We start from the raw sequence: 13,934 nt of genomic DNA, 5'->3' as shown, positions 1-13,934 counted from the left end.
TGGTCTATGACTTATTGTAGCGATATTTTTTTATTTGGCAAATACGCATTTTAAAAATCCATTCATTTCGCTCATATTTGAGGTCTTTTTAACAAATAACGGAGAATCCTTAATCGAATTTCACTAAAACAAAACTTCTTCAGAGACCGTAAAAAAACAGGAGCGTGTTTGCTCCTGCGTGCCGTTTATTTTGTAAGTGCATGCTCGACTTTAATGCATCTGTCCATGACAACTGTGTAGCCCTTATTTTTCAAAAATTGATATGCTTCTTCGTTTTCGAGCCCCAGCTGTGCCCAAAAAACATCTGCATCTACTTCGGAAAATTCCTTCGCAACCTCCATTAAATATTCAGATCGGCGGAATACATTGACAATATCAATATGGCCTTCTATTTCCTTTAGCGATGAAACAGCCCTTACTCCCAGCACTTCATCAACCGCAGGGTTAACAGGTATAATATCATAACCGCTATCCTGCATCGCCTTTGAAACCATGTAAGAAGTGCGGTCCGGATTATCCGAAAGTCCTACCACTGCTACTCTTTTGGCTTTTTTTAAGATTTCCCCTAATTCCTGCCTGGGCGGATATTCCAATACCATTTTAATCAGCTCCTCATATTTGATGTTTACTATTACATCCAAAAATTTTCCGCATTGTCATTGTAGCCATGTATTACTATTTTACATTTATATGTTTAAAAACCCAAACCAAGTGATTTTTCATCCATGCACATTGTTTTTACACATGACAAATAAAGACATGGTTTTTTTTTATTTACATGATAAAATAAAATAACACTCCGAACGTATTTCTGAGCAGTGTCCATACATAATGATTCAGATTTAACATAGACGGGAAAGGGCAATTTTATATGATGATCATTCTTACATTATTGCTGGCTTATCTGGCCGGCTCCATACCTTCTGGGTTGATTATTGGGAAAGTATTTTATAAAACCGATATACGGGAACACGGCAGCAAAAATCTCGGAGCAACTAATACCTTTCGCACACTGGGTGTAAAAGCTGGTCTGGTGGTAACTGTCATGGACATATTGAAGGGGACATTAGCTACCAGCCTGCCGGTTTTGCTCGATGTGGACATACACCTTCTGCTTGCTGGTGTACTGGCGGTTATAGGGCATATGTACCCCGTATTTGCAGGCTTCCGCGGCGGAAAAGCTGTAGCTACATCAGGAGGAATTCTTCTGGCGTATGCCCCTCTTTTATTTTTCTTGCTTGTTGCGATATTCTTTCTGTCTTTATATCTGACAAAGTATGTATCCTTATCCTCCATGGTCGCAGCGGTTGTTGCTTTAGTGTTTGCCCTGGTTACAAGGAATCATGATATCCCGCTGATTATTGTACTATCTATTCTGGCGATATTCATATTTTACCGGCACAGAGCTAACATAAAGAGGATTATTGATAAAACGGAACCTAAAATTAAATGGCTCTAATTTATGTTCTATTGTTTTTATGTTTATTATAGGACAATAACAGGACTGTCCTCCCCGGCCAGTCCTGTTTTTATTATGTTTAGCAACCTGTTCAGTCTTTGACTAACGAGAATTTTCTTTTGCCATATAAATCCCTTACCACATCTATTGTTGCGTTTTCGAAATGCGGCATATCCTGTTCATGGATCAGGATATCAATATCCTCGAATTTTTGAATTATATCTTTTTGCAATGGCTTCTCATCCAGAGAAAGCTTTAACTGGGGACCCCCTCAGCCAATCCCCATCGTTACCCGCAAATAGAGCTTTTCTCCCGGGCCTTGCTCCTCTTGGAGAATGGAGTTGATTTTATCATAGGCAATCGAAGTCATCTTTAGCATAGTGATTTCCCACCCTTCTTATATGTTTATTCTTATGTTCCATTACCCTCCATACACACTTGGTAACATATAAAAAATAGCAAACTACTATCTGTACTTCAAATCATATACTTCTTCGTTTAACTCCCAATCCGGCCTTATTGATCGCAATGATCTACAAATAGGTTTTGAAGCCGAGTAATATGAACTTCCCAGATTTTTCTTCCGCTACTTACAAATAGTCGTTATAATCTCGAAATAAGTCTTGTCAAAAAAGTATGGTATATTATTAATAGAAAGAATAAGCTAAGGAGAACATTTGAATGGGACCATTGAAAATATCTGCAGAAACGGCACTTATATTATCTGAGACACTCAAATTGCCTTTAGAGCAAATTATGCATATGCCTCAGCATATCCTGCTTGCCAAAATGGCTGAAGCGCAGAAATCAGGCAATAATATGAAAGAAAAATAGCATTTTTGACGAAAAAAACTTTATCCAATGTGCTATTTTCGAGGTCAAATTACATACAGCACCCAAAAGTTTGTGAACTCTAACTTTTGGGCGTGACTTCATACTTCTGTACTTTTTTTACTTATCAGAAACAAAGCCATTGCACTCTGAAGGCCCCTGATTTCTCATAGTTACCCTGCAGCCTGGACTGCGCTGACTGGTTTGAGACGATTTCCGTTGCCAATATACTTCCTTTCCGTCCAGCAATGTAATAATGGATATAAATGTGATTTAGGACTCTTGATACTCTCCCTGTTAATCTCGGACATAGAGAAACCTATGACGGCTCCTTATCGGCCATTTTTCTTAGCTGCCGCTTAATAAAGACTAATATGATAAACTATGGGATGCTGAGTGTTAGAAAATATTCTAGCGAGGTTTTTGTTATAATATATTATCCGAATATAAAAAAGACCACATTAACTGTGGCCTTCCTTTTCGTCATTTGTCGCTGGTTTTACTATTTTCAACTGATGATTTCCTTCGTTTTCAACCATATGTTTAAGCATGGATAACTTATTATTCCAAAATTGTTCATAAAACGACAGCCAATTCTTTAATTCTTGTAAGGGTTCCGGCTGCAGTCTGTACAATTTCTCCCTCCCAGCCTTGCGTCCATTCACCAAATCGGCTTCCGAAAGTATTTGCAAGTGTTTTGCTATTGCCGTTCTGCTAATCGGGAAATGAGCTGTTATTTCCGAAATAGGCATTTCCTTTCCAGCAAGCAATCTGAGTACCTCTCTGCGAGTCGGGTCGGCTATTGCCTGAAAGACGTCATGCTTGACTGCCGTCACTTATCCTTCCACTACCTTACGAAGCCGTTGATGTACAATACCATTCCAGCCATTCCCCATGGTATCGCGGATGATCGAGCTCTTCTGATTGGCTTTTCCAATGATATCTTCAGGACGTTTCCAGCCTCCGTGAATAAGGGTAAATTCCGTTTTATCCCCTAAGTCCTTTAAAATAAATTCTACTACCCAGCCTTCAGTATCCCAAGCAAAAGACAGCTTATTAGGAGCATCAATTTCGAGCACTTTGCAAGGTGATGGTCCAAAAGGCGATTGTATATGGAACTCATGGCCTACCTTTGGTTCAAAATCATTCGGCATAAACCACTCTGCAATATTTTCGGAAGTGGACACCTTCTCCCATACCTTTTCAATTGGTGAATCAAACACAATTGTCTGTTTAATGTCTGTTAAAGTCCCGTTTTGATTTGTTTCCACATTCATTCTCCTTACATTTTTAAATAAAACCAAATGGTTTCATGTCACTATTATAACACCATTTGGTTTTATATCAAGATGAATCTTTCTGCCCATCATTAAAACGCCTGGTTTAAGAGGATCTTTCTTCATCCGTCCTTATTTCCGCCGACTGCAGACTTCTCATTATTCTTTCCGAACAATATTGTTAATAACCTTACAGAATTGTTCCCAATCGGTTAAATAGTGATCCATCATCCTCTTACCTTCTTTTGTAGCATAATAATATTTGCGCTTTGGCCCTTCAAATGAATCCTTCCAGTAACTTTTGGCGAGATTGGTTTCTTCTAGCTTCTTTAAGGCTGGATACAAGGTCCCTTCCTTAAATTGAATATATCCGCCGCTTTCTTCTTTAATTGTTTCGATTAGCTCATATCCGTAATAATCCTTCTTAATTAACAGGGATAGCAAAATCATTTCGGTTGTTCCTTTAAATAGCTCCGTTTTCCTAATCGGTCTCACCACCTTGCTCTTATGCTATATCGGGTAACAATATAGTACCACACAAGTATATCGTAATGCTATATACTATATTTTTACGTATCCAGAAACAGACTCAACTCGGTATTAAATTAGGTTTAAAGAAATATTAATATAATTTATAAATATAGTATTTTTAGATTCATTTTTATTGGATGTTCTTTTTAATGTGCACGATACGAACACTTCATAATTCATCATTCATACGTACGGATAAATATGCGAAGAGGATCCTGACTTTCCTCAAGACTCGGTTGACATTCCTGGGTTTATGCCAATTTTGTTGGCGACTCTCTCCGTTTTCCGCATAATTCTGTGATATCTAAAGTTTCGTTTGTATGCAAAAGAAGTTCTCTCCACTAGGTGCTTACCATTATCTCTTCATTAGCTTCTTTCTTGTAAATCATTTATAATGTTATTATTGTAAAACTAGAAGGGAGATTATCATGAAGATTGTTATCTCTGACAAAGCAGCAGAATGGTACAAAACTGAACTGGAATTAACCAGTGGAGACTTTATTCGTTTTTATGCGAGGTATGGCGGCTACAGCCCTATTCAAAAAGGATTTTCGCTTGGAATTATTCCGGAAACTCCAGTTAACCCAGCTGCTACTGTAGAAAAAGAAGGAGTTACCTACTTCGTCGAAGATAAGGACTCTTGGTATTTTGATGGTAAAGATCTGTTCGTTAATTTCAATGAAAAGGCAAAGGAACCTGAATTTTTATATGAGTGAAATCATGTACACCCGATTTTCGAAAAATTCGGGTCTTTTTTTTTGCACATAGGCATAAAAAAGAAGCGGAATCCAGTCTCCGCTTCTTATATAACATTCGAATGCTTTCAAATTAATATCCAGCTGCTGATAACAGCCCTTTCATAATGAAATGCGCAGTCATCAATATTGGAAGTGATGAAGAGGGGTGGGTGAGGGCCACTAAATTTGTACTTTCTATCCTTGGTTTACGGAAATAGGAAATATAATCCTTTTGGAGTTCTTAAATCTTATTTACCCGAGGGCATTGAAGGTATCAATATTTGTTTTGGATTATATAAAAGCTCTAGTCCTGCTTGTCCTTTTTCCAGCCAATGGTCTGTCCAAGAAGCTTTTCATGGATACCTTCCCTGGAGAGAATCTCGAGCTGCTTTTCGCCAAGAAGGTCAAAATGTGAATAGCCATCTTTCCTAATATCGATCCATTCTTTCTTTAACCCATATTGCCTTCCCCATTGTGCAAGCTTCTCCAGGTCATTGCATCCCACCTTGGTAACAGTTTTTGTTCCCGGAAAGCGGTCATCCAGCCAATAATGCGTTAAAAAAGCAATCTCTCCGTTATCGATTTTTCTTTTCCACGCTGCCAGCTGCTCCCGGTTAATTCCAAAGGCCATATTTCCATCCTCTTTCTTCCGGGCAAAAGCCCTTGCCTGGATTTGTTGAAATTATATCAGACTTGTTTTTTATTCTGTTCATATGCTTCATGCCACTTCGGATAATGGCGCTTTATCGAAATCGGCCTGAAGTTTTCCCTTTTAACGCACACATGCAAGGATTTGCCCGTTGCAGCAACTTCTCCGGATTGTGAAATGATTTCGTAACCGTAAGAAACTCTTAGTCCATCATAGCTTTCAATCCAGGTTTTTATTGTTACCGTTTCTCCATAATGGACTGGTTTTTTATAGGAAGCATTAATATCCATTACCGGCGATATTACCCCGTCTTCTTCCATTTCCGCATAATTAAAACCAAGATCTTTAATGAGCTGTGTTCTTCCAACCTCCATCCAAATTAGATAATTAGCATGATAAACTACGCCCATTTGATCTGTTTCTGCATACCTTACTTCAATTGCCTTTTCAGAAATGTGCATCCTATATGTCTCCTCTTTCAAGCTTTACACTCGCTGTTTTTATATCGCTCTCTACCAAAATTGTCAATGATTTTTCGTCCAGATTTTCATCGTTTCCAGACATTAATCTATCAGCTTGAATTTGAATAGCTTCGTCGATTAGATTTGTCGCATATCTTCCGTTTCCTGAAACAGTTTGGGTCAACAGGTAATCTTTGATGTATGCAACGGCCTTTTCCTCTAATGAGTAATGGTAGTGTGCAGCATACCTCTCCATGATTTCTAACATTTCTGCGCTGTCATAGTCTGCAAAATGGAGGAACTTCTTAAATCGGGATCTTAAACCGGGATTACTTTCTAGAAGTTGATTCATTTGTTTGGTATATCCAGCCAGAATGACGACCAGATTTTCATTATGCTTTGTCATCTCATCTACAAGTGTGTCGATTACTTCTTTGCCAAAATCCCCTGACTGTGAACTTAACAGCGAATATGCCTCGTCAATGAATAATACACCGCCCAGGGCCTCCCTGATTTTCTTTTTAGTTTTGATAGCCGTTTGGCCAATGTATCCTGCCACAAAATCGGCACGGCTTGCTATGATTACATGTCCCCGTTTAAGCATGCCAGTCTCTTTTAGCAGTTCAGAATATATTTTAGCCACGGTAGTTTTACCTGTGCCAGGGTTTCCTGTAAAAACGGAATGTAGCTGAATCGGGACGACCGGTATACCCTGCCCTCGTCTAATTTGCTGTAGTTTCACAAAGGACGCCAGCGATTTGACCTCTGCCTTTACCTCATTCAGTCCTACTAACCTTTCAAGTTTTTCATACGGCGAATCATATGAAAAAGGTTCCGGAAGCAGAAAATCCTCTTTATCCAAAAGAGTATATTCAAGGATATTCTGCTCCGACAACTCGACAGTTGCCCCTTTTTTAAATATGGCGTCCAGTACAATGGATCTCACTGTCCTGGCATTTCCGAATGTATCATCCACTCTTTCTCTTTCAATACGTTTTTCCAGCTCTGCCCTGGCTTCATCTGTGATCATGTAGTCATTATTTTCAGCTGTCTTTAGTGCGATTTGCATTAGATCAGATGTAGTGTAGTCAGGGAGGTGTATATGATTTGAATTTGGAAATCTGCTTCTTAACCCGGGATTTGCATCTAAAAATTCACGCATCTCCTGGGGATAACCGGCCAAAATAACTGCAAATCTGCCAGCATATTTCTGATGTGTCATTAATGAAACGAGTGTATCAATGGCTGTTTGTCCATAGTCGTTGCCTGTTTGATCAGCCCGCTTGAGACTGTAGGCTTCATCTATGAATAATACACCTCCGATTGCCTTTTCTACTATGTTTTTTACATTCTCTTCAGTCTGCCCAATAAACGCCCCGACCAATTGAGAACGGTCCACTTCCAGCACTTCTTCATGTGGAAGCATGCCAAGCTCATGATATATACGTGCCTGAAGCCTTGCCAGGGTGGTCTTGCCGGTTCCCGGATTTCCTGTCAATACCATATTGAGGCTCTGTTCATCCTTTGCCTGAAGCCCAAGACCTTTTCGCTTCTTTTGGTACTGGAGAAAGTGATAATAATTATTCACCCGTTTTTTGACATCTTCCATACCTACCATAGATTGTAGCTCTACCAGCGCACTCAGAGCCTCTCGGGACTGTTGTTGTTCATCATCGGCAAAAAGTACTGACCATTGTGTTTTAAGCTGCTCAATCCGGTCTAGATGAACTTTCATCTCATTGGCATAGGTAGAAGTGTGGAAAACCCCTGAAATGGACTCTTCATATTCCCGTGAGGCTTTTAATAATTCCGTGAGTCCTTGGATAACGTCTTGAAGCACATCTGTTAATGTTGGAGCTGCCTCACTGGATATATCAGGTAAACTGTGTAATTTTTCTAATTCTGAAAGCTTTTCCTCAAGTACAGGTATAGTTTCTTCGCAAGTTTTAATATACTGCTGTGCAATTTTTCGCTTAGCAGTCCTGTTATCCGTCTCCCTGACCAAAGGAAAATCAAGCTTATCCAATATTGAGTGGTATTGTTTTAATCTTTTTTTTGCCAGCAGTTCTTTTACATTCTTATTGTGTGGATCCTCCTGCAAAGCAGCATTCAGCCAAGTCTCAAATAGAGAATCTTCCCCGATGGTTTCCCTCCTGCTAACTGCAAGCAAAATAAATAACTTCGCTTTTAGCCCCTGGATTTCCTGCGTTTTTTCAGGCAGCTTATCTATCGATGCAAGTAGTTTTACGGCGTCATTGGGATTCTCAAGTACGCCCTTTTCTGATATCTGTCCTTCTAGCTTTTTTATCTCTATGTATAAATCTGCCGCGTGGCTTCTTTTTTGAATCATGGTTCAGTCACATCTTTTCATTCTCTTATTTCTTTATTATCTTAACATAAAAATACACTGATACACTTGTATGAGGCTTGTTAAAAAAGAGGAAAAACAAAATGTTTTCCCTCGTAAGCAGTTTGCAATCTATACTTAATCGCTTTTAATAACCGTTTCTTTTTGCCTCTGCCTCATCCCTTATTTCATTTCTTAGCGTTTCAATGCTTTCTCGCCGCCTATTATTCTTTTCCTGTATTTGTGACACTTGGTCACCGGATGTAAATTCAAGTGACGCTTCTGCTTTGTGTATATTTTGTATTGTATTTTGAACCATTTCTTGCAACTTATCTACATTATCTGAACGATCATCCGGTTTTGGTGTTGTATTCGTCATTCCATTCCCTCCTTGTTATAATTCCTGAGTCCTTATTTTTCCCGGAACCTTATATATAATAAAGGGAAAGTTCTAACATAAGTTTACATAATAAAATTATGCAATAAAAGAAGCCCGGAAGTCCGGACTTCTTTTATTTATTCACCTTTGGTCTGGATCACTTGCGCATGATGTCCAGATGTATCCTGCATTTTTTTACCTTTATTTCCACTAAAGCCACGAGGCTGCGTTCCTAAATGACTTGGTACGAAATGCTTAGAATCTCTTCTTGGATTGCCCATATTATCCCCTCCTATTAATAATATGGCTGACAAATGGGGATTCATAAGTGGCAATAACAGTTTATTCGGCCTTTTGTAAATGCCGTTGTTCAAGGCGTTCCTCAATTTTCTCCATTAGTTCATAATCATTCATTAATTCTCGCTTGTTTTCATTCACTAATTCCTCGAACGACCTTTTTCTCTTCTTCATAATATTTCACCTCTACATTATTCTAATATCCATCTTTTCCAAATTCACTCCAAATTATGACCGCACCTATCTAAATTTTTTGATTATTTTTTTGTTTAAAAAAACAGTCACTAAGGACTGTTATTTGATCTTATTTAAATTCTCCTGCATGTACTCGTAGGTCATTGCTCCAACAAACTTATCCTGAATCACTCCATTTTTATCGATAAAGAAAGAAGTCGGCAGGCTCATGACTTGATATGCTTCCGTAACGGATTCACTTGCTTTTTCATTATCCAATAATATAGGAAAGGTCAGATTTAAATCCTGCGCAAAACCTTTGACATCATTCTGCGGATCATCATTCACAGCAAGGACGACGATATCCTCCCCAGAAGTTGTATGGAGCTTTTCCAAATCAGGCATTTCCTTCTTGCACGGCGGACACCAGGTTGCCCAAAAATTCAAAAGCACCTTTTTTCCCCTGTAATCTGAGAGTTTAACCTTTTGTCCATTCAAATTTACTAATGTAAAATCAGGTGCTTTTACACCTACGGTAAGGCCCCCCGGATCATCTGCCTTATTAACTGCCGCTGTCTCTTTGTCCGGCTGTATTGCCTGTACAATCGCAATTGCTGACAACATGATAAGTGCGACAGCAGCCAAAATCTTCTTAAACATAATCATCCTCCATTGCAGTCTTAAATGCATACTGTTTACTTCCGGCTTCTCCTGTCTTATCTTACCAGATTCACCTGATAAAAATAAAACGTCTCTTACCTGTTTTTAATTTAAATACACTGTTTTCTATAAAATCAGTTCAACAAACAGTCACATTTTCAATTAATAGTTAATTATATGATACAAATTAAAAAAGCAGCCTCAATTTTTGAGGCTGCTCACGTTAATTTAAATAAAATTACGCTTTAAGCTTATCGCGAAGAACCATTTGAAGAATACCGCCGTGACGATAGTAATCAATTTCTACTTCACTGTCAAACCGGACAAGTACTTCGAATTCTTTCTTATTGCCAGCTTCATCAGTTGCAGTGACCTTTACATACTCACGTGGTTTTACATTTTCATCGACCTGAACATCAATGGTCTCTTTTCCAGTGAGGCCGAGCACTTCTGCACTTTCGCCTTCCTTGAATTGAAGCGGAAGAACACCCATCAATACAAGGTTGGAACGGTGAATCCGCTCAAAGCTTTCTGCAATGACTGTCTTTATGCCAAGAAGGTTTGTTCCTTTTGCTGCCCAGTCACGGGAGCTTCCCATTCCATAATCTTTACCTGCAAGAACCACAAGTCCAGTTCCGTCAGCCTTATACTTCATGCACGCATCGTAAATTGCCATAACTTCTCCAGTCGGCCAGTAAGTTGTGAATCCGCCTTCTGTGCCCGGAGCAATTTGATTGCGTATACGAATATTTGCAAAAGTACCGCGCATCATAACCTCATGATTACCACGGCGGGAACCATAAGAGTTAAAGTCGCGAGGGCTTACTCCATTTTCAGTCAGATAAATGCCTGCAGGAGTATTTTTACCGATTGCACCCGCTGGTGAAATATGGTCAGTTGTGACTGAGTCACCGAACTTGCCTACTACACGAAGACCTGATAGTGTAGCAACCTCTCCAGGATCCGGAGATAGACCTTCAAAGAATGGAGGATTTTGGATATAGGTTGACTTCTCATCAAATTGATATAAAGCTTCATTGCTTGTCTGGATTTCATTCCAGCGCTTGTTATTATTGAACACCGTTTCATACTCTTTGCGGAACAAGTCCGGTGTAACTGTATTCAATACAACTTCATTAATTTCTTCCTGAGTCGGCCAGATATCATTAAAGAATACATCATTTCCGTCCTTATCCTTGCCAAGCGGATCCTTTTGAAGATCGACGTCTACAGTACCAGCTAAAGCATAAGCAACAACCAATGGCGGTGATGCAAGATAGTTAGCTTTTACAAGCGGGTGGATACGGCCTTCGAAGTTACGGTTACCTGATAGTACAGATGTCACCAGAAGGTCTGCTTCGGATACGGCTGCCTCAATTTCATCAGCAAGAGGCCCTGAATTACCGATACATGTAGTACATCCATAACCTACAAGGTTAAAGCCTAATTGGTCCATGTAAGGAAGCAAGCCTGAATCTCGAAGGTATCCTGTAACTACTTTCGACCCTGGAGCCAATGATGTTTTTACATAATCAGGAACAGTTAGTCCCTTTTCCACGGCTTTCTTTGCCACAAGTCCCGCTCCAAGCATTACGTATGGATTGGAAGTGTTTGTACAGCTTGTAATCGCTGCGATTGCAATTGCACCAGTTTTCATGACAGTTTGGCGGCCATCAGCAAATTTAACTGTTACTTCTTTATTAATTTCTTCAGGCTTAAGCCCAAATCCCTGGTTGCCCATTGGAGCATTAAGAGCTTCTTTGAAGGAAGACTGCATCTTTGAGAGCGGGATTAAATCCTGCGGACGTTTAGGACCTGAGAGATTCGGTTCGATTTCAGAAAGATTGATTTCTACAACATCCGTATAAGTTGGGTCTTGTTTGTCGTTAGTGTAGAATAATCCATTTTCTTTGCTGTAAGTTTCTACAATCTGAATTTGCTCCTCTTCACGGCCTGTCAATCTTAAGTAGGCGATTGCTTCTTCATCCACAGGGAAGAAACCGCAAGTAGCACCGTATTCAGGAGCCATATTCGCAATCGTTGCACGGTCAGCAAGAGGTAGGTATTTAACACCAGGGCCAAAGAATTCCACGAATTTTCCAACTACACCTTTGCTGCGAAGCACTTGTGTAACCTTTAACGCAAGGTCAGTTGCAGTTGTTCCGTTAGGGAGTTGTCCAATTAGCTTAACCCCGATTACCTCTGGGACTGGGAAGTAAGAAGGCTGTCCAAGCATGCCGGCTTCCGCTTCAATTCCGCCGACACCCCAGCCAAGTACACCGATACCATTGATCATGGTAGTATGGGAATCAGTTCCGAATACTGTATCCGGGAATACTTCATGGTCTCCATTAGGAGTCTCAACTGCGTGTACTACGTTTGCAAGATATTCAAGGTTAACCTGGTGGACGATACCAGTTGCAGGCGGAACTGCACGGTAGTTATTAAAGGATTTTTGTGCCCAGCTCAGGAATTGATAACGTTCCATATTGCGTTCAAATTCAAGGTCCATGTTTACAGCTAAAGCGTCTGGAGTTCCTGCTTTATCTACCTGGACGGAATGGTCGATAACCAATTCCACAGGAATTTCAGGATTAATCTTATCCGGGTCACCACCAAGTGCAGCCATTGCATTACGAAGAGAAGCAAGGTCAACTACAGCAGGCACACCAGTAAAGTCCTGTAGAATTACACGTGAAGGTTTGAAAGGTACGTCAATTTCCTTTTGTTCGCTTGTTCCCCACTTAGCCAGGTTTTCCACATGTTCCTTTGTGATGACTCTTCCATCAACCTGGCGAAGAACCGCTTCAAGCAAAACTTTAATTGAGTATGGCAGGCGTGAAATATTGCCCAGCCCAGCTTTTTCTAAAGTCTCAAGATTGTAATAGTTGTAGCGCTTTCCATTGACTTCAAATGAAGAGCGCGCTTGATATACATCGTTTTTTGTCATAAACATGCTACCCCCTATTAAAATGTCAGATTCATAGAATCTGAACATGACAAGTAAACGTGGTTCTATATATCACAAGAACCAAGCCAACTTAAATATAAATAAAAAATTAGCATTTGTCGAAAAGTTTGAACTTTTTCAAACTCCCATCCAATTTTGCTCACAAACTAATATTAATATAGATTTATACATAAGTAAATAACAAGAAAGTTATTGTTTTTTATAAGTTTTTCTTATCTATGTTTATATATCATTTGTTTTTCCTATATAAATCAATGTTGTTCTGGCATGCGACTTAGATTTTTTAGTTTTTTAGCATAATAATTTCGTTTATTTTGTTAAAGAAATTTCTCCACAATATGATATATCCCACTCCTTACAAGCACAAACAAAAAAAAGCGGGACAGGTATCCCTATCCCGCCAATCAATTCAGTCACTGTCTGAATCCTGATCTTGATTTTGGTTTTGTTCTTGATCTTGTTCGTTGTCCTGGTCTTGATTGGAATCTGAATTCGAATTAGAGCGTGTCCGAGCTCTGACATTTGAATCCGAATCCACATCGATATCAAGATGTATTCTCGAGTTTCCGGAATTGCAAATTTTAGCAACGTTCGTGTTGCGGTCCGAATTTCTTACCTCATTATCATTATCTACTTGCGTATCACTATCTACGTCAATATCGGTATCCAGCTGGTTATCAATATCAGAGTCCACATCAGAACGTGCTTTTCCCTCTGCATCCGACCTCGATCTGGAGGATCCGCTTCCTCCGCCGTCATCCCCATCATCTCTTCGTCTGGCAGGAAACCAAGGATTACTCATATATAACTCCCCCTTTCATTTATATGAGCATTATATTCACGGTTTATGATAAGGCATGGACGAACATCTAATAGCGTAAGAAAATTGCCACAGATTATTTTGCTAACTTTCAGTCAATGAAAAACAATAGTACAACTGTTGTTGCAGTCATTTTTTAGCAAAGAAGTGTGCCCATATTTGTAACGCCGTAACGGAATCCTATAAAGGAGGAGGTGTTTCGATGGTTAGACGACGGAGTGCCAATCACGTTATACCCGGCATGAATGCCGCTAAAGCCCAGGGCAGAGGGGCTGGTTATAATGTAGATCATTTTAATGAACCCTTGTTAGAGGAAGAAAGACAGAACAATAAAAAACGCA

The 13,934-nt window shown here is 39.6% G+C and carries 18 protein-coding genes (1 of these 18 only partly in view); 4 read left to right on the top strand and 14 right to left on the bottom strand.

Features of this window, described 5'->3' with window-relative positions; all coding sequences use genetic code 11:
- Positions 1-185 precede the first annotated feature (185 nt).
- Entirely contained in the window at positions 186-599 is a 414-nt protein-coding gene (locus V1500_RS11475) for a CoA-binding protein (protein ID WP_409305664.1), read from the bottom strand.
- Positions 600-871: 272 nt separating this feature from the next.
- Here V1500_RS11475 and plsY point away from each other — a divergent pair, with 272 nt between their 5' ends.
- Entirely contained in the window at positions 872-1,459 is a 588-nt protein-coding gene (gene plsY, locus V1500_RS11470) for a glycerol-3-phosphate 1-O-acyltransferase PlsY (protein ID WP_409305663.1), read from the top strand.
- Positions 1,460-1,550: 91 nt separating this feature from the next.
- Here the strand turns inward: plsY and V1500_RS11465 are convergent, their stop codons facing one another.
- Positions 1,551-1,691, bottom strand: a complete 141-nt coding sequence (locus tag V1500_RS11465; protein ID WP_409305662.1) for a hypothetical protein — start codon at positions 1,689-1,691, stop codon at positions 1,551-1,553.
- Between the two features lie 449 nt (positions 1,692-2,140).
- On the opposite strand from V1500_RS11465, the gene V1500_RS11460 reads away from it, so the two are divergent.
- A complete protein-coding gene (locus V1500_RS11460; protein ID WP_409305661.1) occupies positions 2,141-2,293 on the top strand; it encodes a YycC family protein in 153 nt (50 codons plus the stop codon).
- A gap of 458 nt (positions 2,294-2,751) precedes the next feature.
- Here V1500_RS11460 and V1500_RS11455 read toward each other — a convergent pair whose 3' ends face one another.
- From V1500_RS11455 to V1500_RS11445, 3 genes are all read right to left on the bottom strand, one after another.
- A complete protein-coding gene (locus tag V1500_RS11455) occupies positions 2,752-3,126 on the bottom strand; it encodes an ArsR/SmtB family transcription factor (RefSeq protein WP_409305660.1) in 375 nt (124 codons plus the stop codon).
- Positions 3,127-3,567, bottom strand: a complete 441-nt coding sequence (locus V1500_RS11450) for an SRPBCC family protein (protein WP_409305659.1) — start codon at positions 3,565-3,567, stop codon at positions 3,127-3,129. It lies immediately after the preceding gene.
- Positions 3,568-3,726: 159 nt separating this feature from the next.
- Positions 3,727-4,017: a PadR family transcriptional regulator gene (locus tag V1500_RS11445; RefSeq protein ID WP_409305658.1), complete on the bottom strand. Its 291-nt coding sequence runs from the start codon at positions 4,015-4,017 to the stop codon at positions 3,727-3,729.
- Between the two features lie 509 nt (positions 4,018-4,526).
- Here V1500_RS11445 and V1500_RS11440 point away from each other — a divergent pair.
- Positions 4,527-4,814, top strand: coding sequence for a HesB/YadR/YfhF family protein (locus V1500_RS11440; protein WP_409305657.1), 288 nt, complete (start codon positions 4,527-4,529; stop codon positions 4,812-4,814).
- Between the two features lie 325 nt (positions 4,815-5,139).
- Here the strand turns inward: V1500_RS11440 and V1500_RS11435 are convergent, their stop codons facing one another.
- The 9 genes from V1500_RS11435 to V1500_RS11395 all read right to left on the bottom strand — a co-directional run bounded on the left by V1500_RS11435 (position 5,140) and on the right by V1500_RS11395 (position 13,575).
- Complete coding sequence (locus tag V1500_RS11435; protein WP_409305656.1) at positions 5,140-5,466, bottom strand: hypothetical protein; 327 nt, start codon at positions 5,464-5,466, stop codon at positions 5,140-5,142.
- A 56-nt stretch (positions 5,467-5,522) separates the two neighbouring features.
- On the bottom strand, positions 5,523-5,945 hold the full coding sequence (locus tag V1500_RS11430; protein ID WP_409305655.1) for an acyl-CoA thioesterase: 423 nt from the start codon (positions 5,943-5,945) through the stop codon (positions 5,523-5,525).
- A 1-nt stretch (position 5,946) separates the two neighbouring features.
- Entirely contained in the window at positions 5,947-8,295 is a 2,349-nt protein-coding gene (locus V1500_RS11425) for an AAA family ATPase (RefSeq protein WP_409305654.1), read from the bottom strand.
- Between the two features lie 145 nt (positions 8,296-8,440).
- Entirely contained in the window at positions 8,441-8,671 is a 231-nt protein-coding gene (tlp, locus tag V1500_RS11420; protein ID WP_409305653.1) for a small acid-soluble spore protein Tlp, read from the bottom strand.
- Positions 8,672-8,808: 137 nt separating this feature from the next.
- A complete protein-coding gene (locus V1500_RS11415) occupies positions 8,809-8,952 on the bottom strand; it encodes an acid-soluble spore protein N (protein WP_409305652.1) in 144 nt (47 codons plus the stop codon).
- A 61-nt stretch (positions 8,953-9,013) separates the two neighbouring features.
- Complete coding sequence (locus tag V1500_RS11410) at positions 9,014-9,142, bottom strand: FbpB family small basic protein (protein WP_409305651.1); 129 nt, start codon at positions 9,140-9,142, stop codon at positions 9,014-9,016.
- Between the two features lie 120 nt (positions 9,143-9,262).
- Complete coding sequence (locus V1500_RS11405; RefSeq protein ID WP_409305650.1) at positions 9,263-9,802, bottom strand: peroxiredoxin family protein; 540 nt, start codon at positions 9,800-9,802, stop codon at positions 9,263-9,265.
- A 238-nt stretch (positions 9,803-10,040) separates the two neighbouring features.
- The gene (acnA, locus tag V1500_RS11400; RefSeq protein WP_409305649.1) at positions 10,041-12,752 is read right to left on the bottom strand and encodes an aconitate hydratase AcnA; all 2,712 of its coding nucleotides are present in this window, start codon (positions 12,750-12,752) and stop codon (positions 10,041-10,043) included.
- A gap of 430 nt (positions 12,753-13,182) precedes the next feature.
- On the bottom strand, positions 13,183-13,575 hold the full coding sequence (locus tag V1500_RS11395) for a hypothetical protein (protein WP_409305648.1): 393 nt from the start codon (positions 13,573-13,575) through the stop codon (positions 13,183-13,185).
- 220 nt (positions 13,576-13,795) lie between these two features.
- Between V1500_RS11395 and sspO the strand changes: the two genes are divergently transcribed.
- On the top strand, positions 13,796-13,934 hold the 5' portion of the coding sequence (sspO, locus tag V1500_RS11390) for a small acid-soluble spore protein O (RefSeq protein ID WP_409305647.1). Its footprint extends 14 nt past the window's final position; only the first 139 of its 153 coding nucleotides appear in the window; its start codon is at positions 13,796-13,798; its stop codon lies off the right edge, out of view.

The organism is Peribacillus sedimenti (assembly GCF_046237635.1).
Classification (GTDB): Bacteria; Bacillota; Bacilli; order Bacillales; family DSM-1321; genus Peribacillus; species Peribacillus sedimenti.
Note: the sequence above shows the minus strand (reverse complement) of the source record. Positions and strands in the feature narration are given on the sequence as shown.

Excerpts from the sequence above, each read along its gene's own strand:
- V1500_RS11475 (WP_409305664.1), bottom strand. The coding sequence starts at position 599 with ATGGTATTGGAATATCCGCCCAGGCAGGAATTAGGGGAAATCTTAAAA.
- plsY (WP_409305663.1), top strand. The coding sequence starts at position 872 with ATGATGATCATTCTTACATTATTGCTGGCTTATCTGGCCGGCTCCATA.
- V1500_RS11460 (WP_409305661.1), top strand. The coding sequence starts at position 2,141 with ATGGGACCATTGAAAATATCTGCAGAAACGGCACTTATATTATCTGAG.
- V1500_RS11450 (WP_409305659.1), bottom strand. The coding sequence starts at position 3,567 with ATGAATGTGGAAACAAATCAAAACGGGACTTTAACAGACATTAAACAG.
- V1500_RS11445 (WP_409305658.1), bottom strand. The coding sequence starts at position 4,017 with ATGATTTTGCTATCCCTGTTAATTAAGAAGGATTATTACGGATATGAG.
- V1500_RS11440 (WP_409305657.1), top strand. The coding sequence starts at position 4,527 with ATGAAGATTGTTATCTCTGACAAAGCAGCAGAATGGTACAAAACTGAA.
- V1500_RS11435 (WP_409305656.1), bottom strand. The coding sequence starts at position 5,466 with ATGGCCTTTGGAATTAACCGGGAGCAGCTGGCAGCGTGGAAAAGAAAA.
- V1500_RS11430 (WP_409305655.1), bottom strand. The coding sequence starts at position 5,945 with ATGCACATTTCTGAAAAGGCAATTGAAGTAAGGTATGCAGAAACAGAT.
- V1500_RS11425 (WP_409305654.1), bottom strand. The coding sequence starts at position 8,295 with ATGATTCAAAAAAGAAGCCACGCGGCAGATTTATACATAGAGATAAAA.
- tlp (WP_409305653.1), bottom strand. The coding sequence starts at position 8,671 with ATGACGAATACAACACCAAAACCGGATGATCGTTCAGATAATGTAGAT.
- V1500_RS11415 (WP_409305652.1), bottom strand. The coding sequence starts at position 8,952 with ATGGGCAATCCAAGAAGAGATTCTAAGCATTTCGTACCAAGTCATTTA.
- V1500_RS11410 (WP_409305651.1), bottom strand. The coding sequence starts at position 9,142 with ATGAAGAAGAGAAAAAGGTCGTTCGAGGAATTAGTGAATGAAAACAAG.
- V1500_RS11405 (WP_409305650.1), bottom strand. The coding sequence starts at position 9,802 with ATGTTTAAGAAGATTTTGGCTGCTGTCGCACTTATCATGTTGTCAGCA.
- acnA (WP_409305649.1), bottom strand. The coding sequence starts at position 12,752 with ATGACAAAAAACGATGTATATCAAGCGCGCTCTTCATTTGAAGTCAAT.
- V1500_RS11395 (WP_409305648.1), bottom strand. The coding sequence starts at position 13,575 with ATGAGTAATCCTTGGTTTCCTGCCAGACGAAGAGATGATGGGGATGAC.